This is a genomic window from Streptomyces sp. NPDC001599, from assembly GCF_042893535.1.
Taxonomy (GTDB): Bacteria; Actinomycetota; Actinomycetes; order Streptomycetales; family Streptomycetaceae; genus Streptomyces.
On record NZ_JBIAVA010000002.1, the window covers coordinates 139,776 to 165,236 of the forward strand.

At 71.0% G+C, this 25,461-nt stretch carries 23 protein-coding genes; 3 read left to right on the forward strand and 20 right to left on the reverse strand.

Annotation, left to right across the window (positions count from 1 at the left end; genetic code table 11):
* Window positions 1–33: 33 nt before the first annotated feature.
* The 5 genes from rpsD to ACFYZ3_RS05255 all read right to left on the reverse strand — a co-directional run bounded on the left by rpsD (window position 34) and on the right by ACFYZ3_RS05255 (window position 5,188).
* Complete coding sequence (gene rpsD / locus ACFYZ3_RS05235; protein ID WP_003977321.1) at window positions 34–648, reverse strand: 30S ribosomal protein S4; 615 nt, start codon at window positions 646–648, stop codon at window positions 34–36.
* Window positions 649–942: 294 nt separating this feature from the next.
* Window positions 943–2,298: a replication-associated recombination protein A gene (locus tag ACFYZ3_RS05240; RefSeq protein WP_388514123.1), complete on the reverse strand. Its 1,356-nt coding sequence runs from the start codon at window positions 2,296–2,298 to the stop codon at window positions 943–945.
* 42 nt (window positions 2,299–2,340) lie between these two features.
* On the reverse strand, window positions 2,341–3,003 hold the full coding sequence (locus ACFYZ3_RS05245; RefSeq protein ID WP_361010840.1) for a vitamin K epoxide reductase family protein: 663 nt from the start codon (window positions 3,001–3,003) through the stop codon (window positions 2,341–2,343).
* Window positions 3,004–3,197: 194 nt separating this feature from the next.
* A complete protein-coding gene (gene hisS / locus ACFYZ3_RS05250) occupies window positions 3,198–4,460 on the reverse strand; it encodes a histidine--tRNA ligase (protein WP_388514128.1) in 1,263 nt (420 codons plus the stop codon).
* 11 nt (window positions 4,461–4,471) lie between these two features.
* Window positions 4,472–5,188 carry an MBL fold metallo-hydrolase gene (locus ACFYZ3_RS05255; protein ID WP_388514129.1) on the reverse strand — a complete coding sequence of 239 codons (717 nt, stop codon included), beginning with the start codon at window positions 5,186–5,188 and terminating at the stop codon, window positions 4,472–4,474.
* A 183-nt stretch (window positions 5,189–5,371) separates the two neighbouring features.
* Between ACFYZ3_RS05255 and ACFYZ3_RS05260 the strand changes: the two genes are divergently transcribed.
* Both ACFYZ3_RS05260 and ACFYZ3_RS05265 read left to right on the forward strand, forming a co-directional pair.
* Window positions 5,372–6,208 (forward strand): peptidylprolyl isomerase, encoded by an 837-nt coding sequence (locus tag ACFYZ3_RS05260; RefSeq protein ID WP_361010832.1) that lies wholly within the window; start codon window positions 5,372–5,374, stop codon window positions 6,206–6,208.
* A gap of 135 nt (window positions 6,209–6,343) precedes the next feature.
* Window positions 6,344–7,573 (forward strand): DUF349 domain-containing protein, encoded by a 1,230-nt coding sequence (locus tag ACFYZ3_RS05265; protein ID WP_361010829.1) that lies wholly within the window; start codon window positions 6,344–6,346, stop codon window positions 7,571–7,573.
* Window positions 7,574–7,651: 78 nt separating this feature from the next.
* Here ACFYZ3_RS05265 and relA read toward each other — a convergent pair whose 3' ends face one another.
* The 15 genes from relA to pgsA form a co-directional block, all read right to left on the reverse strand.
* Window positions 7,652–10,195 (reverse strand): GTP pyrophosphokinase, encoded by a 2,544-nt coding sequence (relA, locus tag ACFYZ3_RS05270; protein ID WP_388514131.1) that lies wholly within the window; start codon window positions 10,193–10,195, stop codon window positions 7,652–7,654.
* A 173-nt stretch (window positions 10,196–10,368) separates the two neighbouring features.
* Window positions 10,369–10,917, reverse strand: a complete 549-nt coding sequence (locus tag ACFYZ3_RS05275; protein WP_388514133.1) for an adenine phosphoribosyltransferase — start codon at window positions 10,915–10,917, stop codon at window positions 10,369–10,371.
* The gene (gene secF, locus ACFYZ3_RS05280; RefSeq protein ID WP_361010821.1) at window positions 10,914–12,035 is read right to left on the reverse strand and encodes a protein translocase subunit SecF; all 1,122 of its coding nucleotides are present in this window, start codon (window positions 12,033–12,035) and stop codon (window positions 10,914–10,916) included. Before secF ends, ACFYZ3_RS05275 begins: the two co-directional genes overlap by 4 nt.
* 3 nt (window positions 12,036–12,038) lie before the next feature.
* A complete protein-coding gene (secD, locus tag ACFYZ3_RS05285) occupies window positions 12,039–13,868 on the reverse strand; it encodes a protein translocase subunit SecD (protein ID WP_388514134.1) in 1,830 nt (609 codons plus the stop codon).
* A 134-nt stretch (window positions 13,869–14,002) separates the two neighbouring features.
* Window positions 14,003–14,512, reverse strand: coding sequence for a preprotein translocase subunit YajC (gene yajC / locus ACFYZ3_RS05290; protein ID WP_388514135.1), 510 nt, complete (start codon window positions 14,510–14,512; stop codon window positions 14,003–14,005).
* Between the two features lie 175 nt (window positions 14,513–14,687).
* Window positions 14,688–15,761, reverse strand: coding sequence for a Holliday junction branch migration DNA helicase RuvB (gene ruvB / locus ACFYZ3_RS05295; protein WP_121700864.1), 1,074 nt, complete (start codon window positions 15,759–15,761; stop codon window positions 14,688–14,690).
* Between the two features lie 47 nt (window positions 15,762–15,808).
* Window positions 15,809–16,414: a Holliday junction branch migration protein RuvA gene (gene ruvA / locus ACFYZ3_RS05300; RefSeq protein WP_386908472.1), complete on the reverse strand. Its 606-nt coding sequence runs from the start codon at window positions 16,412–16,414 to the stop codon at window positions 15,809–15,811.
* Complete coding sequence (gene ruvC / locus ACFYZ3_RS05305; protein ID WP_388514137.1) at window positions 16,411–16,977, reverse strand: crossover junction endodeoxyribonuclease RuvC; 567 nt, start codon at window positions 16,975–16,977, stop codon at window positions 16,411–16,413. Before ruvC ends, ruvA begins: the two co-directional genes overlap by 4 nt.
* 109 nt (window positions 16,978–17,086) lie before the next feature.
* Window positions 17,087–17,839: a YebC/PmpR family DNA-binding transcriptional regulator gene (locus ACFYZ3_RS05310; protein WP_104634792.1), complete on the reverse strand. Its 753-nt coding sequence runs from the start codon at window positions 17,837–17,839 to the stop codon at window positions 17,087–17,089.
* Between the two features lie 49 nt (window positions 17,840–17,888).
* The gene (pdxT, locus tag ACFYZ3_RS05315) at window positions 17,889–18,497 is read right to left on the reverse strand and encodes a pyridoxal 5'-phosphate synthase glutaminase subunit PdxT (RefSeq protein ID WP_388514139.1); all 609 of its coding nucleotides are present in this window, start codon (window positions 18,495–18,497) and stop codon (window positions 17,889–17,891) included.
* An 11-nt stretch (window positions 18,498–18,508) separates the two neighbouring features.
* Window positions 18,509–19,420 carry a pyridoxal 5'-phosphate synthase lyase subunit PdxS gene (gene pdxS, locus ACFYZ3_RS05320; RefSeq protein WP_109033919.1) on the reverse strand — a complete coding sequence of 304 codons (912 nt, stop codon included), beginning with the start codon at window positions 19,418–19,420 and terminating at the stop codon, window positions 18,509–18,511.
* A 110-nt stretch (window positions 19,421–19,530) separates the two neighbouring features.
* On the reverse strand, window positions 19,531–20,073 hold the full coding sequence (locus ACFYZ3_RS05325) for a hypothetical protein (RefSeq protein WP_361010801.1): 543 nt from the start codon (window positions 20,071–20,073) through the stop codon (window positions 19,531–19,533).
* 67 nt (window positions 20,074–20,140) lie between these two features.
* Window positions 20,141–21,304 (reverse strand): glycosyltransferase family 4 protein, encoded by a 1,164-nt coding sequence (locus tag ACFYZ3_RS05330; protein ID WP_388514141.1) that lies wholly within the window; start codon window positions 21,302–21,304, stop codon window positions 20,141–20,143.
* A complete protein-coding gene (locus ACFYZ3_RS05335; RefSeq protein WP_388514143.1) occupies window positions 21,301–22,242 on the reverse strand; it encodes a phosphatidylinositol mannoside acyltransferase in 942 nt (313 codons plus the stop codon). Before ACFYZ3_RS05335 ends, ACFYZ3_RS05330 begins: the two co-directional genes overlap by 4 nt.
* A complete protein-coding gene (gene pgsA / locus ACFYZ3_RS05340; RefSeq protein ID WP_388514843.1) occupies window positions 22,239–22,964 on the reverse strand; it encodes a phosphatidylinositol phosphate synthase in 726 nt (241 codons plus the stop codon). The genes ACFYZ3_RS05335 and pgsA overlap by 4 nt, the downstream gene beginning before the upstream one ends.
* 207 nt (window positions 22,965–23,171) lie before the next feature.
* Between pgsA and ACFYZ3_RS05345 the strand changes: the two genes are divergently transcribed.
* The gene (locus ACFYZ3_RS05345) at window positions 23,172–25,370 is read left to right on the forward strand and encodes an elongation factor G-like protein EF-G2 (protein ID WP_388514144.1); all 2,199 of its coding nucleotides are present in this window, start codon (window positions 23,172–23,174) and stop codon (window positions 25,368–25,370) included.
* The last annotated feature ends 91 nt before the right edge of the window (window positions 25,371–25,461 follow it).

Here is a 25,461-nt window from a genome sequence, read left to right on the forward strand (position 1 = left end):
TACTGCGCCTGCTCGTTCAGCGTTTCCGCTGGATCAGCGGGCGTAGTACTCGACGACGAGCTGCTCGTCGCAGATCACCGGGATCTCCTTGCGGTTCGGCTCGCGGTCCAGGCGGAACGCCAGGGCCTTGAGGTTCACCTGGAGGTAGCGCGGGGTCTCGCCGTCGGGGGCGAAGCCACCCTCACGGGCGATGGTGAAGAGCGTCTTCTCCTTGGAGCGCTCGCGCACCTGCACCACGTCGTCCGGGCGGACGCGGAAGGACGGCTTGTCGACCTTCTGGCCGTTGACCTGGATGTGGCCGTGGACGACCATCTGACGGGCCTGGTAGATCGTGCGGGCGATGCCCGAACGCAGGACCAGCGCGTCGAGACGGCGCTCGAGCTCGATGACCAGGGCCTCGCCGGTCTTCATGTTGGTCTTGGAGGCACGCTCGTAGGCGCGGACGAGCTGACGCTCGCTGAGGTCGTACTGCGCGCGCAGACGCTGCTTCTCGAGCAAACGGACCTTGTAGTCCGAGTTCTGCTTGCGGCCGCGGCCGTGCTCACCCGGCGGGTAGGGGCGGGCCTCGAAGTACTTGACGGCCTTCGGGGTCAGCGCGATGCCGAGGGCACGCGACTTCTTGACCTTGGGGCGGGGCTGGTTCGCCACTGTCTGTGTCTCTTTTCTGGATTTCCGGCTTGTCAGGGTTGAGGGAGGTCGCAATCCGCAGCCGGGGAAACCCGCCGGGTCCGCTCGGGACCTGCCGGGCAGCCGCTCCCCTGGTCTGGGCACATACGTGCAGCACGCGAGTGGCCCACCGACCGCTCCCGGAAGCCGGGTGGTGGTGGGCTGCCCGCGACACCATCGACGGTGCGCGACGCTCCTGGAACCCGTGAAGGTTCCGGCCGGTCGTCCCGTTCTGACTGCACGGGACACGGCACTCCGAGGGATTCTACAGGCTGCTCAGGACGGCTTGCGACCGAGGTGCCCGCGGGTCCACTCCACGGCGTCCGCGTACCTGGCCTCGGCGCCGTGCCGGGTCGGCGTGTAGTACGTCCGGTCCTTGAGTCCGTCCGGGGCGTACTGCTGGGCGGCGATGCCCTCGGGCAGGTCGTGCGGGTACACGTAGCCCTGCCCGTGTCCGAGCTTGCCCGCGCCCTTGTAGTGGCTGTCGCGCAGGTGGGCGGGGACCGGTCCGGTGTGCCCCTTGCGCACGTCGTCCAGGGCGGCGCCGATGGCGGTGGTCGCGGCGTTGGACTTGGGGGCCAGCGCCAGGGCGATGGTGGCGTGGCTGAGGGTGAGGGCGGCCTCGGGAAAGCCGATCATGGCGACGGCCTGGGCGGCGGCGACGGCGATCTGCAGCGCGTTGGGATCGGCCAGGCCGATGTCCTCGCTGGCCGAGATCATCAGGCGCCGGGCGATGAAGCGGGGGTCCTCGCCGGCCTCGATCATGCGGGCCAGGTAGTGCAGGGCGGCGTCCACGTCGGAGCCGCGGATGGACTTGATCAGGGCGCTGGCGACGTCGTAGTGCTGGTCGCCGTCGCGGTCGTACTTCACCGCGGCCCGGTCGACCGTCTCCTCCAGCGTGGTCAGGCCGATCTCCGCCTCGCCCTTGTCGAGCGCGGCCCCGGCGGCGGCCTCCAGCGCGGTGAGCGCGCGCCGGGCGTCGCCGCCCGCGATGCGCAGCAGGTGCTCCTCGGTGTCCCCGGGCAGGGCGACGGCGCCCCCCAGGCCGCGCTCGTCGGTCAGGGCGCGGCGCAGCAGGTCGCGGACGTCGTCGTCGGTGAGGGGTTCGAGAGTGAGCAGGAGGGAGCGGGAGAGCAGCGGGGAGATCACCGAGAAGTACGGGTTCTCGGTGGTGGCGGCGATCAGGGTGACCCAGCGGTTCTCGACGGCCGGGAGCAGGGAGTCCTGCTGGGCCTTGCTGAAGCGGTGGATCTCGTCCAGGAAGAGGACGGTCTCCTTGCCGTACCCGCCGACCGCGCGGCGGGCGCCGTCGATGACCGCGCGGACCTCCTTGACGCCCGCGGTGATCGCCGACAGCTCCACGAACCGCTTGTTGGTCGCCTTGGAGACGACGTACGCCAGGGTGGTCTTGCCGGTGCCCGGCGGGCCCCAGAGGATGACCGAGGAGGGCCCCGCGGGTCCGGACGCGCCCTCGCCGACCAGGCGGCGCAGGGGGGATCCGGGCTTGAGCAGGTGCTGCTGGCCGACGACCTCGTCGAGGGTGCGCGGGCGCATCCGCACGGCGAGGGGGCTGCCGGTCGGGTCCTTCTCCTGGCGTTCTTCGGCTGCGGCGGTGAACAGATCGGGCTCCACGCTCTGAACCCTAAATGACCGCACTGACAAGCGAGACGCCCGTCAGCTGGTCCAGAAGTCCCACCAGCGGGTGAGGACCATCATGCCGATGATGCCGATGTGCAGCACCGGCAGGACCCAGGTGAACTCGCCGAAGAAGCCGCGCAGCCAGCCCGGCGCGGGCAGGAAGCCCTTGCGGACGTTGAAGGACGTCACGTACCAGAACATCAGGATCGTGGCGACCCAGGCCAGGCAGCACCACAGGCACAGCGAGTTGATCCGGTACAGGGACTGGAACTGCAGCCACGAGACGAACGCGACGCCGAAGAGGCAGCCGGCGTTGAAGGTCAGCCAGTACCAGCGCGGGTAGGTGGCACGGGCGAGCAGGCTCATGCCGACGCAGATGACGATGCCGTAGGCGACGAGGCCGAGCATCGGGTTGGGGAAGCCGAAGACGGAGGCCTGGTCGCTCTCCATGATGTTGCCGCAGGAGACGACCGGGTTGAGGCTGCAGCCGGGCGTGAACGTGGTGCCGGCGACCTTGGCCTCGAGGATCTTCTGCTTGTCGATCGTGATGACCCAGGCGGCGAGCAGTCCGGCCGCGCCCGTGATCACCAGCAGCAGGGCGAGGGCGCGGCTGCCGCCCTCGGTGCGCGGGGTGCGGGTGCTGCCGTCCGGCGCGGACTCTGCCACGGTGGAGACGTCCTTCACTGTCGTCTTGCTCATCACGCCGATTCCGTCACTGGGGAGTGGGACCTGCTTCGGGCAGGGGCCATTGTGCCGCACAAGCCTGTATGGGCACCGTTCGATGAGCCTATGAACGGTTCGGCGATCACTCCGGAGCGGCGCGTTCCGGCCACCACCCGTTCCCCGGGGGCACGCGCGAGCGAAAACGCGTGCCCCGCAAGGGTGTCGCCGGGCTAGCCGAGCCTCGACTCCAGCTCCGCCACGATCTCGTTGACGCCGATCGCGGTCTGCTCGCCGGACTCCATGTCCTTGAGCTGGACGACGCCCTCGGCCAGGTCGCGCTCGCCGAGGACGAGGGTGTAGCGGGCGCCGGAGCGGTTGGCGGCCTTCATCGCGGCCTTGAGGCCCTTGCCGCCGTAGGAGAAGTCGGCGGCGACGCCGTTCTTGCGCAGCTCGGTGACCTTGGCGAACAGGATCCGGCGGGCCTCCTCGCCGAGCGGGACCGCGAAGACGGAGGTCGCGGACGGGATGTCCAGTTCGATGCCCTCCGCCTCCAGGGCGAGGACGGTGCGGTCGACGCCGAGGGCCCAGCCGACCGAGGGCAGGGAGGGGCCGCCGATCATCTCGGACAGGCCGTCGTAGCGGCCGCCGCCGCCCACCGCGGACTGGGAGCCGAGGCCGTCGTGGACGAACTCGAACGTCGTGCGCGTGTAGTAGTCCAGGCCGCGCACCAGCTTCGGGTCGTCCTCGAAGACCACGCCCGCCGCCGTGATCAGCTCGCGCACCTCCTCGTGGTACGCCTTGCAGGCGTCGCACAGGTAGTCGCGCAGCAGCGGGGCGTCGGTGAGCTGCTTCTGGACGTCCGGGCGCTTGTCGTCCAGGACGCGCAGCGGATTGATCTCCGCGCGGCGCAGGGTCTCCTCGTCCAGGTCGAGACCGCGCAGGAAGTCCTGGAGCGCGGCCCGGTAGACGGGCCGGCACTCCTGGTCGCCCAGGGAGTTGAGCAGGATGCGGAAGTCCTGGAGGCCGAGCGCGCGGTACGACTGGTCGGCCAGGATGATCAGTTCGGCGTCCAGGGCCGGGTCCTCGGCGCCGATCGCCTCGGCGCCGACCTGGGAGAAGTGGCGGTAACGGCCCTTCTGGGGGCGCTCGTAGCGGTACTGCGAGCCGGAGTACCAGACCTTCACCGGCAGGTTGCCCGCCTTGTGCAGGTTGGCCTCCAGGACCGCGCGCAGTACGGGGGCGGTGGTCTCCGGGCGCAGGGCGAGACGGTCGCCGCCCTTGGTCTCGAAGACGTACATCTCCTTGGTCACGATGTCGGTGGACTCGCCGACACCACGCGCGAACAGCTCGACGTTCTCGAAGCCGGGCGTCTCGATGTAGCCGTAGCCGGAGTTGCGCAGCGGGGCGGCGATCGCCTCGCGGACGGCCAGGAACTTGGCGGAGTCGGGCGGCAGCAGGTCGTACGTGCCCTTGGGGGCCTTGAAGGTGCTCACGGAAGGTCTCGTCACATTCCTCGTCGGGGCGCGTCGGAAGCGCTGTTCCCTTGGCGGCCTGCGGCCACTTGCCGCAGATACGGATTGGTGGCGCGTTCCTGGCCGATGGTCGTCTGGGGGCCGTGTCCGGAGAGCACCACGGTCGAGTCGTCGAGCGGCAGGCACACGCGTGCCAGGGACTCGAGCATGTCGTCCATGGAGCCACCGGGGAAGTCGGTGCGTCCGATGGAGCCGGCGAACAGCAGGTCGCCCGAGAACATGACCGGCGGGATGTCCGCCGCCTCGGGCAGGCCGAAGGTCACCGACCCCTTGGTATGGCCCGGGGCGTGCGCGACGGTCAGCTCCAGGCCCGCCAGCTCCAGCTTCGCGCCGTCGGTCAGCTCCTTGACGTCGTCCGGCTCCCCGACGGTCAGCTCGCCCATGAGCGGCATGCCGATGCTGCGGCCGATCCCCTTCTCGGGGTCGCTCATCATGAAGCGGTCCTCGGGGTGGATCCAGGCGGGCACGTCGTGGGCGCCGCACACCGGGACGACCGAGGCGACGTGGTCGATGTGGCCGTGGGTGAGGACGACGGCGACGGGCTTGAGCCGATGCTTGCGGATCGCGTCCTCGACTCCGGGGGCCGCCTGGTGGCCCGGGTCGATGATCACGCACTCCTCACCGGCGGCGGGGGCGACGAGATAGCAGTTCGTCCCCCAGGCACCGGCGGGGAACCCGGCAATGAGCACGATCGTCCTTCGTTTGGGTCGGTACGGGTGGGCTTGCGAACGGGTCGCGCCCATGGTCAGAGCCTACCGGCGGTGCCGATTCCTCAGCGAACCCATATACGGTACGGGGCTACACGCCCACGGTCGGCTCATCGCACCCACGCGTACCGGTCGGCACACGAAGACGCATGAGGAGAGAACCCGGTGGTCACCCAGGAGCAGCGGCGGCGTCAGCTCGCCCGGGAGAAGTTCTTGCGCCAGCAGCAGCGACGCACCTCCGCGCGACGCAAGGCACGCATGCGCAACGCCGCGATCGCGTCGGTGCTCGGCGTCATTCTGATCGGCAGCGTCGCGCTGTACACGACCGGAGTGGTCCTGGGGGACGACGACGACAGCAAGACGAACGCGAGCGCGGAGGTCACGCCGAGCGCCTCGGCTCCGAGCAAGGCGCCGGACCCGTGCGACAAGCCCGCCGAGGGCAAGGTCGAGACGCAGACCTGGAAGAAGGAACCCGCGCTGACCGTCGACAAGTCGGCGAAGTACACGATGAAGCTGGCGACCACGTGCGGTGACATAGACATCGCGCTGAAGGCGAAGGCGGCACCGCACACCGTCAACTCGTTCGACTTCCTGGCCGGCAAGGGCTACTTCGACCACACCAAGTGCCACCGGCTCACCACCGAGGGCATCTACGTCCTCCAGTGCGGAGACCCCACGGCCCAGGGCAACGGCGGTCCCGGCTACAACATCCCGGACGAGAACCTGAAGGACAAGAGCCTCAAGGACAACGTGTACCCGGCGGGCACGGTGGCGATGGCGAACACCGGTCAGCCGGACTCCGGCGGGAGCCAGTTCTTCCTCGTGTACCAGGACAGCCAGCTGCCCCCGAGCTACACGCCGTTCGGCACCGTGTCGAAGGAGGGCATGACGGTACTGAAGAAGATCGCCTCCGCGGGAGCCCAGCCCGCGGACCCCACGACCGGCAACACGGCGCCCAACGCGACGGTCGTGATCGACAAGGCGACCGTCACGAAATCCTGACCCTCATCAGCGAAAGTTCGACTCGCGCGGGTGCGGACAGGCCACCCGCCGGTCGCCTATGTTGGCCGTGACGAAACTGTGGACGATGCCCGGGGGTAGCGAAGCCCTCCGCAGGCATCATGTGGAGGAGGCGCTGTGAGCAGCGACCCGTGGGGCCGCGTCGACGAGACGGGGACCGTGTACGTGCGTACGGCCGACGGCGAGAAGGTCGTCGGCTCCTGGCAGGCAGGCTCCCCCGAGGAGGCACTGGCCTACTTCGAACGCAAGTACGAAGGCCTGGTTGTCGAGATCGGCCTCCTCGAGAAGCGGGTGAAGACCACCGACCTGTCGGCCAAGGACGCCCAGACCGCCGTCGACCACCTGCGCGAGCAGGTGGACGCGCACCACGCGGTCGGCGACCTGGAGGCCCTGCGGTCCCGGCTGGACCAGCTCGTCGCGCTCGTGGAGACACGGCGCGAGGAGCGCAAGGCCCAGCGGGCCAAGCAGTCCGACGAGGCGCGCGGCGCCAAGGAGGCTCTGGTCGCCGAGGCCGAGGAGCTGGCCCGCTCGGACCAGTGGCGGGCGGCCGGTGAGCGGCTGCGGTCCCTGGTCGACACCTGGAAGGGTCTGCCGCGACTGGACCGCAAGTCCGACGACGAGCTGTGGCACCGCTTCTCGCACGCCCGCTCCGCCTTCTCCAAGCGCCGCAAGCAGCACTTCGCGCAGCTCGACGCACAGCGCGAGGAGGCCCGGCGGATCAAGGAGCGGCTGGTCTCCGAGGCCGAGGCGCTGTCGAACTCGACGGACTGGGGACCGACGGCCGCGCGCTACCGCGACCTGATGTCCGAGTGGAAGGCCGCGGGCCGGGCCCAGCGCGAGCACGAGGACGACCTGTGGAACCGTTTCCGCGGCGCCCAGGACGTGTTCTTCGCCGCCCGCAGCTCGGTCTTCGCCGAGCGGGACGCCGAGCAGTCGGAGAACCTGAAGCTCAAGGAGGAGCTGGTCGCGGAGGCCGAGAAGCTCGTCCCGGTCACCGACCTGAAGTCGGCCCGCGCCGCGTTCCGTTCGGTCAACGAGCGCTGGGAGGCCATCGGCCACGTGCCGCGCGACGCCCGGCCGAAGGTCGAGGGCCGGATGCACGCGGTCGAGCGGGCCCTTCAGGAGGCCGAGGAGGCCGAGTGGCGCCGGACCAACCCGGAGGCACGCGCGCGTGCCGAGGGCCTGACCGGTCAGCTCCAGGCCGCCGTGGACAAGCTGCGCTCCCAGGTCGAGCAGGCGCGCGCCCAGGGCAACGACGCCAAGGCCGACAAGCTCGCGCGTGAGCTGGAGGGCCGCCAGGCGCTCCTCGACCAGGCACTCAAGGGGCTGCACGAGTTCGGCGGCTGACGGCCGCGGACCGACACGAGAGGGGCTCCCGTACCCGCCGTACGGGAGCCCCTCTCGTGTGTGCGCCTGTGCGGCGCGCTACGACGGTCTGCGCGCCGACGTCACCCGGTACACGTCGTAGACGCCCTCGACCCCGCGTACGGCCTTCAGGACGTGCCCCAGGTGCTTGGGGTCGCCCATCTCGAAGGTGAAGCGGGAGGTGGCCACCCGGTCGCGGGAGGTCTGGACGGCCGCCGAGAGGATGTTGACGTGCTGGTCGGACAGCACGCGCGTGACGTCCGACAGCAGCCGGGAGCGGTCCAGCGCCTCGACCTGGATGGCGACCAGGAAGACCGAGGACTGGGTCGGCGCCCACTCGACCTCGAGGATGCGCTCCGGCTCGCGGGACAGCGAGTCCACGTTCACGCAGTCGCTGCGGTGGACGGAGACGCCGCTGCCGCGGGTGACGAAGCCGATGATCGGGTCGCCGGGCACGGGCGTGCAGCAGCGGGCCAGCTTGACCCACACGTCGTCGACGCCCTTGACGACCACGCCCGGGTCGGCGTTCGCCCGGCGCTTGCGGCCGCGGCCGCGGGACGGCGGGACCGACTCGTCGATCTCCTCGGTGGCGGCCTCCTCGCCGCCGAGCGCCTGGACCAGCTTCTGCACGATGTTCGGCGCGGAGACATGGCCCTCGCCGATCGCCGCGTAGAGCGCGGAGATGTCCGAGTACCGCATCTCGTGCGCGAGCGTCACCAGGGAGTCGCCGGTCAGGATGCGCTGGATCGGCAGGTTCTGCTTGCGCATCGCGCGGACGATGGCGTCCTTGCCCTGCTCGATCGCCTCGTCGCGGCGCTCCTTGGAGAACCAGGCGCGGATCTTGTTGCGGGCGCGCGGCGACTTCACGAAGCCCAGCCAGTCGCGGGAGGGGCCCGCGCCGGCCGCCTTGGAGGTGAAGACCTCCACCAGGTCGCCGTTGTCCAGGGTGGACTCCAGCGGCACCAGCCGTCCGTTGACCCGTGCCCCTATGGTGCGGTGGCCGACCTCGGTGTGGACGGCGTAGGCGAAGTCGACGGGGGTGGCTCCGGCGGGGAGCGCTATGACGTCGCCCTTGGGGGTGAAGACGAAGACCTCGTTGCGGGAGAGGTCGAAGCGCAGGGACTCCAGGAACTCCCCGGGGTCCTCGGTCTCCTTCTGCCAGTCGAGCAGCTGGCGCAGCCACGCCATGTCGTTGAGGTGGTCGTCCTTGCTCTTGCCGGACGACCTGGGGGCGTCGGTGCGCACCTTGGAGGCGCCCGCGACGGCCTCCTGCTTGTACTTCCAGTGCGCGGCGATGCCGTACTCCGCGCGGCGGTGCATGTCGAAGGTGCGGATCTGCAGCTCGACGGGCTTGCCGCCGGGGCCGATGACCGTCGTGTGCAGCGACTGGTACATGTTGAACTTGGGCATCGCGATGTAGTCCTTGAACCGCCCCGGAACCGGGTTCCAGCGGGCGTGGACCGTGCCGAGCGCCGCGTAGCAGTCGCGGACGGTGTCCACCAGGACGCGGATGCCCACCAGGTCGTAGATCTCCGCGAAGTCCCGGCCGCGGACGATCATCTTCTGGTAGACGCTGTAGTAGTGCTTGGGGCGGCCGGTGACGGTCGCCTTGATGCGGGCCGCCCGCAGGTCCTGCTGGACCTCGTCGGTGACGACGGCGAGGTACTCGTCGCGCTTGGGGGCGCGCTCGGCGACCAGGCGGACGATCTCGTCGTACATCTTGGGGTAGAGGATCGCGAAGGCGAGGTCCTCCAGCTCCCACTTGATGGTGTTCATGCCCAGGCGGTGGGCGAGCGGCGCGTAGATCTCCAGGGTCTCGCGCGCCTTCTTCTCCTGCTTCTCGCGCTTGAGGTAGCGCATGGTGCGCATGTTGTGCAGGCGGTCGGCGAGCTTGATGACCAGGACGCGCGGGTCCTTGGCCATGGCGACGACCATCTTGCGCACGGTCTCGGCCTGCGCGGCCTCGCCGAACTTGACCTTGTCCAGCTTGGTGACGCCGTCGACGAGCAGGGTGACGACGTCGCCGAAGTCGCGGCGCAGGTCCTCCAGGCCGTACTCGGTGTCCTCGACGGTGTCGTGCAGCAGCCCGGCCATCAGCGTGGCCGGATCCATGCCCAGCTCGGCGAGGATCGTGGTGACGGCGAGCGGGTGCGTGATGTACGGGTCGCCGCTCTTGCGCTTCTGGCCGCGGTGCCAGCGTTCAGCGACCTGGTAGGCGCGCTCGATCTGGCGCAGGGTCGCCGTCTCGATCTTGGGGTCGTTGCCGCGCACTATGCGCAGCAGGGGCTCCAGGACCGGGTTGTACGGGTTGGCGCGCTGCACACCGAGACGGGCGAGGCGGGCGCGGACGCGGTTGGAGGAGCCGGAGCGGGCGGGCTGCCCGGCGGGGGCGCGGACCACGGGCGCGTTCTGCGGGCGTTCGGCCGGCAGCGGCTTGGGGCGCGGCTGCTGCTCGGCCGGCTTGTCGACCGGCGCGGCCGGGGCGTGCTGGATCGGCCCACGCGTGTCGTTCTTCGCCTGGGGCCCGCTCGGCGCGGGCTTCGCCGCGGACGCCGAGGCGGACTCGGGCTTTGCGGCGGTCAGTGGCTGGGCCTCGTCTGGCAAGAGGACTCCTCGTGCGCGATCCGGGTCCCCCGGTCAGGCTCCGGATACCCCATGGTAGCGATCCTGCCCTCCAGGATCGCCTTCTGGCCAATGTGAGGGCGGTCAACCCGTGCAACGCCTGGGGCGGGCGCCGGATTCCTCCGGGCCCGCCCCAGGGGTGCGGTTCGCACGGTTCAGACCGTGAGCAGCGCCTTCAGCGGGGCCCCGGCCAGAGCGGGCTCCAGCCGGGCCCGCCCGTCGAGGAAGCCCAGCTCCATCAGCACGGCGAGGCCCGCGACCTCGGCTCCGGCCCGGCGGATCAGCTCCAGCGAGGCCTCGGCGGTGCCGCCGGTGGCGAGGACGTCGTCGACGACCAGCACGCGGTCGCCCGCGGTGAGGTCCTCGGCGTGCACCTCGATCTCGGCGGAGCCGTACTCCAGGTCGTACGCCTGGCTGAGGGTGGCTCCGGGGAGCTTGCCCGCCTTGCGCACGGGGATGAAGCCGAGGCCCGCCCTCAGGGCCACCGGGGCGCCGAGGATGAAGCCGCGGGCCTCCAGGCCGACGACCTTGGTGGCACCGGTGTCCCGGGCCACGTCGGCGAGGGCGTCGATGAGCGCGGCGAAGGCCGCCGGGTCCGCCAGGAGCGGGGTGATGTCCTTGAACACCACACCCGGCTCCGGGTGGTCGGCCACGTCACGGATGCGGCTGAGCAGCAGCTCCGTGATGCCGGTCGTCCCGGTCATCGGCGCTTCCCCGAGGGTCGGCCGCGGCCCCTGCCACGGGACGCGGGCTGGTTGCGGGGTCCGACGACCGCGGGTGCGGCGTCGTCCGGCTCGTCGGCGTCGTACGCCTCCTCGTCGGCAGCGGACTCCGCGCCCTCGCCCTTGGCGGCCGTCTGGGCACGCTTGGCGAGGACCCGCTTCTTGAGGGCCTTCATCTGCGGCTCGGCCTCCTTGAGGTCGGCGACGAGCGGCGTGGCGATGAAGATCGACGAGTAGGCGCCCGCGGCGAGACCGACGAACAGCGACAGCGAGATGTCGTTGAGCATGCCGGCCCCGAGGACACCGCCGCCGATGAACAGCAGGCCCGCCACCGGCAGCAGCGCGACCACCGTGGTGTTGATGGAGCGGACCAGGGTGCTGTTGATCGAGCGGTTGGCGATCTCCGCATAGGTCCAGCGGGTCTGCTTGGTGATGTCCCGGGTCTGCTCCTTGAGGCTGTCGAAGACGACGACCGTGTCGTAGAGCGAGTAACCGAGGATCGTCAGCAGACCGATCACCGTGCCGGGTGTGACCTCGAAGCCGACCAGGGCGTAGATGCCCACGGTGATGGTGATGTCGTGGATCAGTGCGACGAAGGCGGCCAGTGCCATCCGCCACTCGAACGCGATCGCCAGATAGATCACCACGAGGACCATGAAGATCCCGAGGCCCTGCCAGGCCTTGTTCGCGATCTGGTCACCCCAGCTGGGGCCGACCAGGTCGGCGTTGATCTTCTCCGCGGAGACGTCCAGGTTCTTGGAGAGGTCCTCCTTGATCTGGTCCGACTGCTGGGTGTCGGTGCCCGCGATCTGGATGCGGAGGCTGCCGTCGCCGAGCTTCTGGACGATCGCGTCGTGGCCGGAGGCCTCCTCCGCCCAGGTCTCGGTCTGGGCGACCGAGGCGCTCATGTTCTTCGGGGTGGTGAAGACCGCGCCGCCCTGGAACTCGATGCCCATGTGCAGGCCGCGCACCGCCAGGCCGACGATGGCCGTGATGGTGATGAGGATCGAGATGCCGTACCAGATCTTGCGGTTCTTGACGAAGTCGTAGCCGACCTCGCCGTGGTGCAGTCGGGCGCCGAGTGTGCCGAGCTTCGACATCTCTCACGCCTCCTTCGGGTCGACAGGGCCGGCGGCAGGACGGGACGGACGGCGGGTGCGGCGCAGCGGGGGCTTGGCACCCAGGGCCTTGGGGTCGAGGCCGGACCACTTGTGACCGCTCGCGAAGAACTTGCGCCTGGCCATCAGCGTCAGCAGCGGCTTGGTGAAGAGGAACACCACCACCACGTCGAGCAGGGTCGTCAGACCCAGCGTGAACGCGAAGCCCTGCACCTTGCCGACGGTGACGATGAAGAGCACCGCGGCGGCGAGGAAGGACACGAAGTCGGAGACGAGGATGGTGCGCCGGGCGCGCGGCCAGGCCCGCTCGACGGCGGGACGCAGCGTGCGGCCCTCCCGGATCTCGTCGCGGACGCGTTCGAAGTACACGATGAACGAGTCCGCCGTGATGCCGATGGCGACGATGGCACCGCACACGGCCGGCAGGTTCAGCGCGAAGCCGATGGTCGGGCCGAGCAGCGCCATGATCACGTAGGTGAGGCCGGCCGAGACCAGCAGCGAGCAGACGGCGATGAACGACAGGCCCCGGTAGTAGAACAGCAGGTAGAGGACGACCAGGGCGAGGCCGATCGCGCCCGCGATCAGACCGGCGTGCAGCTGCTCACCGCCGAGCGCGGCGGTGACGGTGGTGACGCTGTCCTCCTTGAAGGTCAGCGGCAGCGCGCCGTAGGACAGCATGTTGGCGAGGCTCTGGGCCTCTTCCTGGTCGAAGCTGCCGGAGATCTCCGCGTTGCCGCCGGTGAGCGCCTGGCTGACGTACGGGTCGGAGACGACCTCGTTGTCCAGGACGATGGCGAACTGGTTCTGCGGGGACTGGTTCTGCGCCAGCTTGCCGGTGATGTCCGCGAACTTCTTGCTGCCCTTGTCCGTGAACTTCATCGTCACGGTCCAGCCGGCGGCGGTCTGCGTGTTGTAGACGGCCTCGGCCTCGTCGACCTCGGTGCCGTCGACCGCGGCGGGGCCGAGGATGTACTTCTGCCACTGGCCCTGCGAGTTCTGGCCGCAGGCCACCGTCGCGTCGCCCGGCTTGGCACCGTCACCGGCCTTGGCGCGGGCGTTCTTGTCGGTGCAGTCCAGGGCCGCGTACTGCTGTTGCAGCTTGGCGGTGGCGTCGTCGCCGGAGGCGCTGGCGCTCGGCGACGGGGAGGCGCCGTCGGAGCTCGTCGCGGACGGGCTGGGGTCGGCCTTCAGGGCGTCGCTGGCGGCGCGGCCCTGGGAGGTGGCGCTCGCCGAGGCGGAGTCGGACGGCGTGCCGCTCGCCTTGTCGCCGTCGGTGGCCTTGTCGCCGTCGGTGGCCTTGTCGCCGTCGGTCGCCTTGTCCGTGGCCTTGTCGGTGGCCTTGTCGGTCGCCTTGTCCGAGGCGCCGCCGGCCTCGCTCGCCGAGGGGGTGCCGGTCGCGTTGGCGCCGGAGAGTTCGGTGGCGAGGACCGGACGGAAGTACAGCTTGGCGGTGGTGCCGACCTGCTGCCGGGCTTCCTTCGAGTTCGTCCCCTTGGGGATGTTGACGATGATGTTCCGGTCGCCCTGGGTCTGGACCTCGGCCTCGGAAACACCCAGACCATTGACACGGCGGTTCATGATCTCGACCGCGGTGTCCATGTTGGTCTTGTTGATCGCGGACTCCTGGCCCGCCTCCGGCACGGCCCGGAGAGTGATACTCGTGCCGCCCGCCAGGTCGATGCCGAGACGCGGAGTCGTGTGCCCGGAGGCGAACATGCCCCCGGTGAGCGCCACGATGGCGATCAGAATCAGGGCCAGCGAGCGCCCGGGCTTACTCTGAGCGCTCGCATTCTTTCCCTTTTTAGGTGCTACCACCTTTGTGTACTCCCTCTCGGGCCGCTTCGCGCCCAGAAGGCGTCACCGGCGGCCATCACATGGTGTCCGGATCCGTGCGAGCCGCGCGTCGCGCTGGGTGCGCGGGAGCCCGTCCCGCGCACCCCGGGGCACGGCTACTTCGCCTCGGAACCGCCGTCGGACTTCTTCGCCTGCTCGTCCGTCTTCGCCTCGGCGGGCGCGGCGTCGACCGTCGGCTCGTCGGCCGTCTCATCGGCGGGCTCGGCCTTCTTGCCGAGGTCGACGGACTTGTCGTCGGAGGCGTCGTCGTCGGAGGCGTCGGTCTCGGTGAGGGAGGAGGCGTCGTCGGGGACTACGTCCGCGTCGGACTTCAGGTCGTGCTCGATGCCGTGGACGATGCGGTTGTACTCGTCGTCGGTGAGGACGGCACCGATGGAGTTCTTGGCGAAGAGCAGCTCGACGCCCGGGCCGGCGTCGAGGAGGACCGTGTCGTCGTTGACCTCCTTGACCGTGGCGTACATGCCCCCGATGGTGCGGACACCGGTTCCGGGCTGCATCTCGTTCCGCATGTTGGCGGCCTGCTGCTGCTTCTTCTTCGCCGACCGGGTCATCAGGAACATGGCCCCGATGAGCACGATGAACGGGAGGAGGGTCACGAGACTCACGGGTCGGTACTTCCTTCACACGACCGCGATGGTGAGCGGCCTGATGGTTGGGGGTGTGTACGCCACCGACAAGGGCGGCATCGGCGGAGTCTAGGCGAGTCCGCGCGCATGGAACAACGCCCAGCATGGCACCGGGGTTCCTGCTCCGGCGAATGTGCCCCGCGTGAGCGGGTCGTCACGCCCCGAACAAGTCCTGTTGTCCGTTTCCTGAACTCTGCGAACGCGGCGGGGTGAGGCCGAGGTGCGCCCAAGCGGCCGGAGTGGCCACCCGCCCGCGCGGGGTGCGGGCGAGCAGACCCTCCCGTACGAGGAAGGGTTCGGCGACCTCTTCCACTGTCTCACGCTCCTCTCCCACGGCGACGGCGAGCGTGGACAGGCCGACCGGCCCGCCGCCGAACAGCTTGAGGAGCGCCTCCAGCACACCGCGGTCGAGGCGGTCCAGGCCCCGGGCGTCGACCTCGTACACGGCGAGGGCGGCCGCGGCGATCTCCTGGGTGATCAGGCCGTCGGCCTTGACCTGGGCGTAGTCGCGGACCCGGCGCAGCAGGCGGTTGGCGATGCGGGGGGTGCCGCGGGAGCGGCCGGCGATCTCGGCGGCGCCGGTGGCGTCGATCTCGACGTCGAGCAGGCCGGCGGAGCGGTGGATCACGCGCTCCAGTTCCGCCGGTCCGTAGAACTCCATGTGGGCGGTGAAGCCGAAGCGGTCGCGCAGCGGCGGCGGCAGCAGCCCGGCGCGCGTGGTGGCGCCGACCAGGGTGAACGGAGGGAGCTCCAGGGGGATGGCGGTGGCGCCGGGGCCCTTGCCGACGATGACGTCGACGCGGAAGTCCTCCATCGCCATGTACAGCATCTCCTCGGCGGGCCGCGACATGCGGTGGATCTCGTCGAGGAAGAGGACCTCGCCCTCCTGGAGGGAGGAGAGGATCGCCGCGAGGTCGCCGGCGTGCTGGATGGCGGGGCCGGAGGTGATGCGGATGGGGGCTTCCATCTCGGCCGCGATGATCATCGAGAGGGTGGTCTTGCCCAGGCCCGGGGCGCCGGAGAGGAGCACGTGGTCGGCGGTCGCCCCGCGCGCGCGTGCGGCCCGCAGCACCAGGTCGAGCTGCTCGCGGACCTTCTCCTGGCCGATGAACTCACCCAGGTCCTTGGGGCGCAGGGCCGCCTCCACGGCCTGGTCCTCGCCGTCGGCGACAGCGCCCACCAGCCGCTCGGCGGCGGCCTCCGCATCGGTCGTGTCGTCCCAGTTCACTTGATTCTCCTTGCCGTGGCGCACCGGGTCGGTGGTGGCGGGCGTGGTCAGCGGGCGCGGTTCAGCGTCTGGAGGGCGGCCTTGAGCAACTGGCCCACCTGCGGCGCGCCTCCGGCGGCCTCGGCCTGCGGCGCCACCGCGGAGACGGCCTCGTCGGCCTCGCGCGTCGCGTACCCGAGACCGATCAGGGCGGCGTGCAGCTGGTCGCGCCAGCCGGTGCTGACCGGGGCGCCGACGGCGGGGGCGCCGATGGGCTCACCGAGCCGGTCCTTCAGTTCCAGGAGCAGCTTCTGCGCGCCCTTCTTGCCGATGCCGGGGACAGCGGTGAGCGCCTTCTCGTCGCCGGTGGAGACGGCTCTGCGCAGGGCGTCGGGCCGGTGCACGGCGAGCATGGCCTGGGCGAGGCGGGGGCCGACGCCGCTGGCGGTCTGGAGCAGCTCGAAGACCTGGCGCTCGTCGTCGTCGGCGAAGCCGTAGAGCGTGAGCGAGTCCTCCCGTACGACGAGGGAGGTGGCGAGCTTGGCGGGCTTGCCGAGCCGGAGCGTGGAGAGGGTGTTGGGCGTGCACTGGACGGCCATGCCGACGCCGCCGACCTCGACCACCGCGGCGTCGGGTGCGAGGGCGGCGACGGTGCCGCTGACGAAGGCGATCATGCGGGGCGGCCTTTCGAGGGGTGGGGGTTCCGGGGGCGGCCCGGGCCCTGTGAGGTGTGCAGGGCCACGGCCTGCTGGAGGCGGTTCTGCGCGGGGGCGCGCCAGATGTGGCAGATGGCGAGGGCGAGGGCGTCCGCGGCGTCGGCGGGCCTGGGCGGGGCGGCGAGCCGGAGCAGGCGGGTGACCATGGCGCCGACCTGTGCCTTGTCGGCGCGGCCGCTGCCGGTGACGGCGGCCTTCACCTCGCTCGGCGTGTGCAGGGCGACGGGGATGCCGCGGCGGGAGGCGCACAGGATCGCCACGGCGCTGGCCTGGGCGGTGCCCATGACGGTGCGGACGTTGTGCTGGCTGAAGACGCGCTCCACGGCGACGAACTCCGGCCGGTGCTCGTCGAGCCACTGCTCGATGCCCCGCTCGACGGCGACCAGACGGTGGCCGAGGTCGGCGTCCGCGGGCGTGCGGACGACGCCGACGCCGATCATGGTGAGCGGCCGGCCCGCGACGCCCTCCACGACGCCGATCCCGCAACGGGTCAGCCCCGGGTCCACCCCCAGCACACGCACGTACCCGGCCCCTCTCGTCGATCACCTGTTTGTGCAGGCTATCGGGTGCCACCGACAAAGCGACGGGCCGACGGAGTGTGTCCCCGTCGGCCCGCTGAGCAGGGACGCGTTACGCGTCGACCTTCTCCATGATCTCGTCGCTCACGTCGAAGTTGGCGAAGACGTTCTGCACGTCGTCGCTGTCCTCCAGGGCGTCGATGAGCCGGAAGATCTTCCGCGCGCCCTCCTCGTCCAGCTCGACCTGCATGGTCGGGACGAAGTTGGCGTCGGCGGACTCGTAGTCGATGCCGGCCTCCTGGAGGGCGGTGCGGACCGCGACCAGGTCGGTGGCCTCGCTGAGCACCTCGAAGGACTCGCCGAGGTCGTTGACCTCTTCCGCCCCCGCGTCCAGGACGGCGCCGAGGACGTCGTCCTCGCTCAGCTCGCCCTTGGGCACGATCACGACGCCCTTGCGGTTGAACAGGTACGACACCGAGCCCGGGTCGGCCATGGAGCCGCCGTTGCGGGTCATGGCGACGCGGACGTCGGAGGCGGCGCGGTTGCGGTTGTCGGTGAGGCACTCGATGAGCACCGCGACACCGTTCGGACCGTAGCCCTCGTACATGATCGTCTCGTAGTCGGCGCCGCCGGCCTCCAGGCCGCCGCCGCGCTTGACCGCGGAGTCGATGTTCTTGTTGGGGACCGACTGCTTCTTCGCCTTCTGGATGGCGTCGTACAGCGTCGGGTTGCCCTCGATGTCGACGCCGCCCATGCGCGCCGCGACCTCGATATTCTTGATCAGCTTCGCGAAGAGCTTGCCGCGCTTGGCGTCGATCACGGCCTTCTTGTGCTTCGTCGTAGCCCATTTAGAGTGGCCGGACATCTGCCTGTCTCCTTCGCGTAACCCATCTCCTGCAACGAACGCAGGAATCCTACAAGGACCGAGCCGCCCGGTTCGCGCGCACCATGTCGGCGAAGAGCCGGTGCACGCGGTGGTCGCCGGTCAGTTCCGGGTGGAACGAGGTGGCCAGCGCGTTGCCCTGGCGGACGGCGACGATGTGGCCGTCGTGCTCGGCGAGCACCTCGGCGGCCGCGCCCACGGACTCGACCCAGGGGGCGCGGATGAAGACGCCCTCCACGGGCTCGCCCTCGACGCCCTCGACGTCGACGGCCGCCTCGAAGGACTCGTTCTGCCGCCCGAAGGCGTTGCGGCGCACGATCATGTCGATGCCGCCGACCGTCTCCTGCCCCGAGCGCGGGTCGAGGATCTTGTCGGCCAACATGATCATGCCGGCGCAGGTGCCGTAGACGGGCAGGCCGTCCCGCACGCGCGCGCGGAGGGGCTCCATCACTCCGAAGAGGACGGCGAGCTTGGAGATGGTGGTGGACTCGCCGCCGGGCAGCACCAGGCCGTCCACCTCGGCGAGTTCCTCGGGGCGCCGTACCGGCCTGGCCACGGCGTCGGCCACGGCCAGGGCGACGAGGTGCTCCCGTACGTCGCCCTGGAGCGCCAGGACACCGATGACGGGGGTGTCACTCATGGAGGGACGCCCTACCAGCCGCGGTTGGCGTAGCGCTCGGTCTCGGGGAGGGTGTCGCAGTTGATGCCGACCATGGCCTCGCCGAGGTTGCGGGACGCGTCCGCGATGATCTTCGGGTCGTCGTAGAAGGTGGTCGCCTTCACGATGGCGGCGGCGCGCTTGGCCGGGTCGCCGGACTTGAAGATGCCGGAGCCGACGAAGACGCCCTCGGCGCCGAGCTGACGCATGAGCGCGGCGTCGGCGGGGGTGGCGACACCACCGGCCGAGAAGAGGACGACCGGCAGCTTGCCCAGCTCGGAGACCTCCTTGACCAGCTCGTAGGGGGCGCGCAGCTCCTTGGCGGCGGCGTACAGCTCGTTGTTGTCGTAGCCGCGCAGCCGGGCGATCTCGTTCTTGATCTGGCGCAGGTGCCGGACGGCCTCGACGACGTTGCCGGTACCGGCCTCGCCCTTGGAGCGGATCATCGCGGCGCCCTCGGCGATCCGCCGCAGGGCCTCGCCCAGGTTGGTGGCGCCGCAGACGAAGGGGGTGGTGAAGGCGAACTTGTCGCTGTGGTTGACCTCGTCGGCCGGGGTGAGGACCTCGGACTCGTCGATGTAGTCGACACCGAGGGACTGGAGGACCTGGGCCTCCACGAAGTGGCCGATGCGGGACTTGGCCATCACCGGGATGGAGACGGCGCCGATGATGCCCTCGATCATGTCGGGGTCGGACATCCGGGCCACGCCGCCGTCCTTGCGGATGTCGGCGGGGACGCGCTCCAGGGCCATGACGGCCACGGCGCCCGCGTCCTCGGCGATCTTCGCCTGCTCCGGCGTGACGACGTCCATGATGACGCCGCCCTTGAGCTGCTCGGCCATGCCGCGCTTCACGCGGGCGGTGCCGGTCTCGGGTGCCTGGTTTTCGGAGAGCGTGCTGGACACGGGTACCTCGCTGGGGAGAAGGGGGTTGTGCAGCAACGAGGAAACGCGAGGCGAGCAGGCCACAGCAAGGGCCAATGAGAAGGCGGTGGATCGTTTTCGTCCCCGGGGCGCTACGCCGCGCGCTCCACCAGGGCGGCCGGCGACTCGTCGTCCATCTCGAAGGCCAGCGGGAAGGGCGCGTGCCCGGCGAGGCGGAACCAGCGGACCTTGCGGTGCTCGCGCAGCCTGCGGGCGGCGCCCACCGCGTCGTTGTGGAAGCGCCGGGCCATCGGCACCCTCCGTACGGCCTCGGCCAGTTCGTGGGCCGCCGCCACTCCCCCGGGTGCCTCGCGCAGTACGTCCACCTGCTGCGCGTCGGCGAAGACGGCGCGCAGGGCCTGGCTCAGTTCGCTCTCGGCGACCTCCCGCAGCTCCTCCTCGGCCTGCCGGGCGGCGTGTGCGGCCTCGTAGAGGACCATGGAGGCAGCAGGGTCGAGCACTCCTGAGGTCGCGAGTTCCTGGGCCACGGACGCCCTGCGCAGCAACTGGGCGTCCAGGGCGGCACGGGCGGCGTCGATCCGGGCGTGCAGCCGGTCCAGGCGGCCCGCCGTCCAGCTGAGGTACAGGCCGACGGCGACGAGGACGACCAGGATCCAGATGAGGGTTGCGGTCACGGGCCGCAACCCTATCGGTGGGCCAAGTGGGCCAAGCGCGTCCGGTGGGCCCGTGCGCGCCGGTGGGTCAGTCCCTCGCCAGGCCGAAGCGGGCCCGCAGGCCCGTCGCCCGGTCGTCCGTCGCCACCGCCGCCGCTCCCGCGGTGACCGTCTCGTAGACGGACAGGATGTCCGCGCCCACGGTGGACCAGTCGAAGCGCCGCACGTGGGCGCTGCCCCGCTCGCGCAGCCCGGCGCGCCGCTCCGGGTCGGCCAGCAGGCGTACGGCCGCTTCGGCCAGGGCGTCGGCGTCCTCGTTGGGGAAGAGTTCACCGGCCGCCCCCTGGTCGAGGACCTGGGCGAAGGCGTCCAGGTCGGAGGCGAGAACGGCGGCGCCGGCCGACATGGCCTCGACGAGGACGATGCCGAAGCTCTCGCCGCCGGTGTTGGGCGCCACGTACAGGTCGACGCTGCGCAGGAAACGGGCCTTGTCCTCGTCGCTGATCATGCCGAGGAACTCCACGCGGGAGCGCAGCTCCTTCGGCAGGCTCTCGACGGCCTCCTCCTCGTCCCCGCGCCCGGCGACGAGCAGCCGGGTCTGCGGGCGCGCGGCGAGGATCCCGGGCAGCGCCCGCATGAGCACCGGCAGGCCCTTGCGGGGCTCGTCGATGCGCCCTATGAAGCCGATCGTGTCGCCCTGCCACTCCGGCCTGGGCTCGGCGTCGGCGAAGAAGTCGACGTCGACGCCGTTGGGGATGACGACCGCGTCGCCGCCCAGGTGCTCGACGAGCGTGCGGCGGGCGTACTCGCTCACGGCGATCCGGGCGCTGATCTTCTCCAGGGCGGCCTGGAGGATCGCGTACGCGGCGATCATCGCGCGGGAGCGCGGGTTGGAGGTGTGGAAGGTGGCCACGATCGGGCCCTGCGCCGCCCAGCAGGTCAGCAGGCCCAGCGAGGGCGAGGTCGGCTCGTGGATGTGGATGACGTCGAAGGCGCCCTCGTGCAGCCAGCGCCGGACCCGGGCGGCCGACAGGAAGCCGAAGTTCAGCCGGGCCACCGAGCCGTTGTACGGCACCGGCACCGCGCGGCCGGCGGAGACGACGTACGGGGGCAGCGGGGTGTCGTCGTCGGCGGGGGCGAGGACGGACACCTCGTGCCCGAGCCGGATGAAGTACTCGGCGAGGTCCCGGATGTGGAACTGGACGCCGCCCGGCACGTCCCAGGAGTACGGGCAGACGATGCCGATCCTCACGACGTGCCCTGTCCGTCGGCGCGCCCCGGCGATCCGGGCGCCTTGGCCGGGTCGAGGTCCTTGAGCCACAAGCGCTGCAGCATGTGCCAGTCCTCCGGGTGGTCGGCGATCCCCGCGGCGAAGGCATCGGCCAGCGCCTGTGTCATGACAGACGTCCTTTCGGCCCGGGTGCCTGACTCGGGCACCTCGACCGGCGGGTGGACGCGGCCCCGCATCACCGGCGAGTCGTCGTACCAGAGCGTCACCGGCAGCAGCAGCGCGCCCGTCTGCTGGGCGAGCAGCGCGGGGCCGGCCGGCATCCGGGCCGTCTCGCCGAAGAACTCGACCTCCACGCCGGAGGCGGACAGGTCCCGGTCGGCGACCAGGCAGACCAGGCCGCCGTCGCGCAGCCGCCGGGCCAGCGTGCCGAAGGCGGTGCCGCCGCTGTGCGGCAGGACCTCCATGCCGAGGCCCTCGCGGTAGGCGACGAAACGGTCGTAGAGGGTCTCCGGCTTGAGGCGCTCGGCGACGGTGGTGAACGGGATGCCGAGCTTCGTGGTGACCCAGGCGCCCGCGAGGTCCCAGTTGGCCAGGTGCGGCAGGGCGAGTATCACGCCCTTGCCGGCGGCCATGCCGTCGGTGAGGTGATGCAGGTCCTCGGGGGCGAAGCCGCCCTTGATCCGCTCGGTGCTCCACGCCGGGAGCCGGAACGACTCCATCCAGTAGCGCAGGTACGAGCGCATGCCCGCGCGCGAGAGGGCGGCGAGCCGCTCGGGGCTCGCGCCGGGCACCACGCGCGCGTAGTTGCTCTCCAGACGGCGCACCCCCGCGCCGCGCCGCTTCCAGGCGACGTCGGCGATGGTGCGGCCGAGGCGCACGGCGGCGGGCTCGGGCAGCTTCTTCACGGTGCCCCAGCCGGCGCCGTACAGGCCGTCGGCCAGCCGGTCCCGAGCGCTCACTTGGCCGCCTCGGTGCCCTGGCTCTCCTGTGCGGCGGCGTCCGCCTCGGCGGCCTCCCGGCGGACCGTGACGACCCGCTGGACCAGCGTGACGAGGCTGCCGACGGCGACGATCCACAGGGCGATCGGCAGCAGGTACTGGATGCCGGGCACGCCGAACTTGTGCAGTCCGGCGAAGCCGGCGGCGACCAGCGAGATGACGAGGCGCTCGGCGCGCTCGACCAGTCCGTTGACGGCGACCGGCAGGCCGATCGCCTCGCCGCGCGCCTTGGTGTACGAGACCACCTGACCGCTGGCCAGGCAGAAGATCGACACCGCGCACAGGACGATGTCGTCGCCGCCGCCCGCGTACCAGAGGGCGAGGCCGCCGAAGATCGCGCCGTCGGCGACCCGGTCGAGGGTGGAGTCCAGGAACGCGCCCCAGCGGCTGGAGCGGCCCAGCTGGCGGGCCATGTTGCCGTCGACGAGGTCGGAGAAGACGAAGAGCGTGATCACCACCGTGCCCCAGAAGAACTCACCCATGGGGTAGAAGACCAGCGCACCCGCGACCACACCGGCGGTGCCGATGAGCGTGACCGTGTCCGGGCTGACGCCCCGGCGGATGAGAAACGCGGCGAACGGTGTGAGGACACGCGTAAAAAATGCACGCGCGTACTTGTTCAGCATGGCCTTCCCGACGGTCGGTGTGGCGCCGCGGCCCTTGCTGGCCACCGGCTGGCCCATCGTAGTCACGCGCGCGCGTGGACGGTGGCCGGGCACCCTGAGCCCCCGGTGAGCGGCCGGTGGCCGCCGGGATCGGGTCCTTCGTATGGACGCGGCGTGACGGGAGTGGAAAGCTCGAAGGACCGCGGGCGTCGCCGGAGCCGCCAGTGCACGCGGTCCCGCGTGTCCGCGCCCACAGTGACCTCACCGTGCACGGGAGGCAAGGACATGGGCGACAAGGCACACACCCATCCCGGAGCCGCCGGAAGGGCAACGGCGGCCGACCACCCCGCGTCCGTACGGAACGTGGTGCTGGTCGGCCACTCCGGATCGGGCAAGACGACATTGGTGGAAGCTCTCGCGCTGACGGCGGGAGCGGTGAACCGGGCGGGCCGCGTGGAGGACGGCGGCTGCGTCTCGGACTACGACGACATGGAGCACCGCCAGCAGCGCTCCGTACAGCTCTCCCTGGTGCCCGTCGAATGGGACGGCATCAAGATCAACCTCCTGGACACTCCCGGGTACGCCGACTTCGTCGGTGAGCTGAGGGCCGGTCTGCGCGCGGCGGACGCGGCCCTCTTCGTCGTCTCGGCCTCCGACGGGGTGGACGGCTCGACCCGCATGCTCTGGGAGGAGTGCGCCGCCGTCGGCATGCCGCGCGCCATCGTGATCACGCACCTGGAGGCCGCCCGCGCGGACTTCGAGGAGATGACCCGGATCTGCGCGGAGGCCTTCGGCGGCGACGACCCCGACGCCGTACTGCCGCTGTACCTCCCGCTGCACGGCCCGCCCGCCCCCGACGGGCACGCACCCGTGACCGGGCTCGTCGGGCTGCTGACACGGAAGCTGTTCGACTACGCGTCCGGCGAGCGCGTGGCCTCGGATCCGGGCGAGGCGGAGCTGCCGCAGCTCGACGAGGCCCGCTCCATGCTCATCGAGGGGATCATCTCGGAGAGCGAGGACGAGACCCTCATGGAGCGCTACCTCGGCGGCGAGCAGGTCGACGTCAAGACGCTCATCGAGGACCTGGAACGGGCCGTCGCGCGCGGGGTGTTCTTCCCGGTGCTGGCCGCCGCGCCCGCCGCCGAGGGCGCCCGGCAGGGACTGGGCACGGTCGAACTCCTGGAACTGGTCACCCGCGGCTTCCCGACGCCCCTGGAACGCGCGGCACCCAGGGTCACCACCCCGGAGGGCGCCGGACGCGAACTGCGGATGTGCGATCCGGAGGAGTCGCTGGTCGCGGAGGTGGTCAAGACGTCCTCGGACCCCTACGTCGGCCGGATCTCGATGGTCCGCGTCTTCTCCGGCACCCTGCGCGCCGACCAGACGGTGCACGTGTCCGGGCACGGGATGACCGACCGGGGCCACGAGGACCACGACGTCGACGAGCGGATCGGCGCCCTGTCGACGCCGTTCGGCAAGCAGCAGCGGCCGGTCTCGCACGTGATCGCGGGCGACCTCGCCTGCGTGGCCAAGCTGACCCGCGCGGAGACCGGGGACACGCTCTCGGCCAAGGACGACCCGCTGCTGATGGCCCCCTGGGAGATGCCCGATCCGCTGCTGCCGCTCGCCATCGAGGCACACAGCAAACCCGACGAGGACAAGCTCTCCCAGGGGCTGGCCCGGCTGGTCGCCGAGGACCCGACGATGCGCCTGGAGCACAACCAGGACACCCACCAGGTGGTCCTGTGGTGCCTGGGCGAGGCGCACGCCGACGTGGCCCTGGAGCGGCTGCGCAGCCGCTACGGCGTCCAGGTCGACGTCGTACCCCACCGCGTCTCCCTGCGCGAGACCTTCGGCGGCCGGGCGGCCGGACGCGGGCGGCACGTCAAGCAGTCCGGCGGGCACGGCCAGTACGCCATCTGCGAGATCGAGGTGGAGCCGCTGCCGGGCGGCTCGGGCATCGAGTTCGTGGACAAGGTGGTCGGCGGCGCGGTGCCCCGGCAGTTCATCCCGTCCGTCGAGAAGGGCGTGCGCACCCAGGCCGCCAAGGGGGTGGCCGCGGGCCACCCGCTGATCGACGTGCGGGTCACGCTGCTCGACGGCAAGGCGCACTCGGTGGACTCCTCCGACGCCGCGTTCCAGACCGCCGGCGCGCTGGCGCTCAGGGAGGCCGCCGCCGAGGCTCGGATCCACCTGCTGGAGCCGGTGGCCGAGGTGAGCGTGCTGGTCGGCGACGACTACGTGGGCGCGGTGATGAGCGACCTGTCCGGGCGGCGCGGCAAGGTCCTGGGCACCGAGCAGACCAGCGGCGGCCGGACCCTGATCAGGGCCGAGGTGCCCGAGATCGAGATCGGCCGCTACGCCGTGGACCTGCGCTCCCTCTCGCACGGCACCGCGCGCTTCGACCGCCGCTACGCACGGCACGAACCCATGCCGGCGCAGGTCGCGGACCGGCTGCGCGAGGAGGTGCGGGCGGCGTCCTAGAGGAGGTGCGGGCGGCGTCCCGACGGAGCGCGGGGCTCCGGTGCGTGGTCCGGCCGCACCGGGGCCCGCTCCCCCGCACCGGACACGGCCC

Coding starts and splice junctions, on each gene's coding strand:
- ACFYZ3_RS05345 (WP_388514144.1), top strand. CDS start 23,172: ATGGGCGACAAGGCACACACCCATCCCGGAGCCGCCGGAAGGGCAACG.
- pdxT (WP_388514139.1), bottom strand. CDS start 18,497: ATGAGTGACACCCCCGTCATCGGTGTCCTGGCGCTCCAGGGCGACGTA.
- ACFYZ3_RS05275 (WP_388514133.1), bottom strand. CDS start 10,917: ATGACCGGGACGACCGGCATCACGGAGCTGCTGCTCAGCCGCATCCGT.
- secF (WP_361010821.1), bottom strand. CDS start 12,035: ATGTCGAAGCTCGGCACACTCGGCGCCCGACTGCACCACGGCGAGGTC.
- ruvA (WP_386908472.1), bottom strand. CDS start 16,414: ATGATCGCCTTCGTCAGCGGCACCGTCGCCGCCCTCGCACCCGACGCC.
- ACFYZ3_RS05310 (WP_104634792.1), bottom strand. CDS start 17,839: ATGTCCGGCCACTCTAAATGGGCTACGACGAAGCACAAGAAGGCCGTG.
- ACFYZ3_RS05245 (WP_361010840.1), bottom strand. CDS start 3,003: ATGAGCAAGACGACAGTGAAGGACGTCTCCACCGTGGCAGAGTCCGCG.
- pgsA (WP_388514843.1), bottom strand. CDS start 22,964: ATGGGCCAGCCGGTGGCCAGCAAGGGCCGCGGCGCCACACCGACCGTC.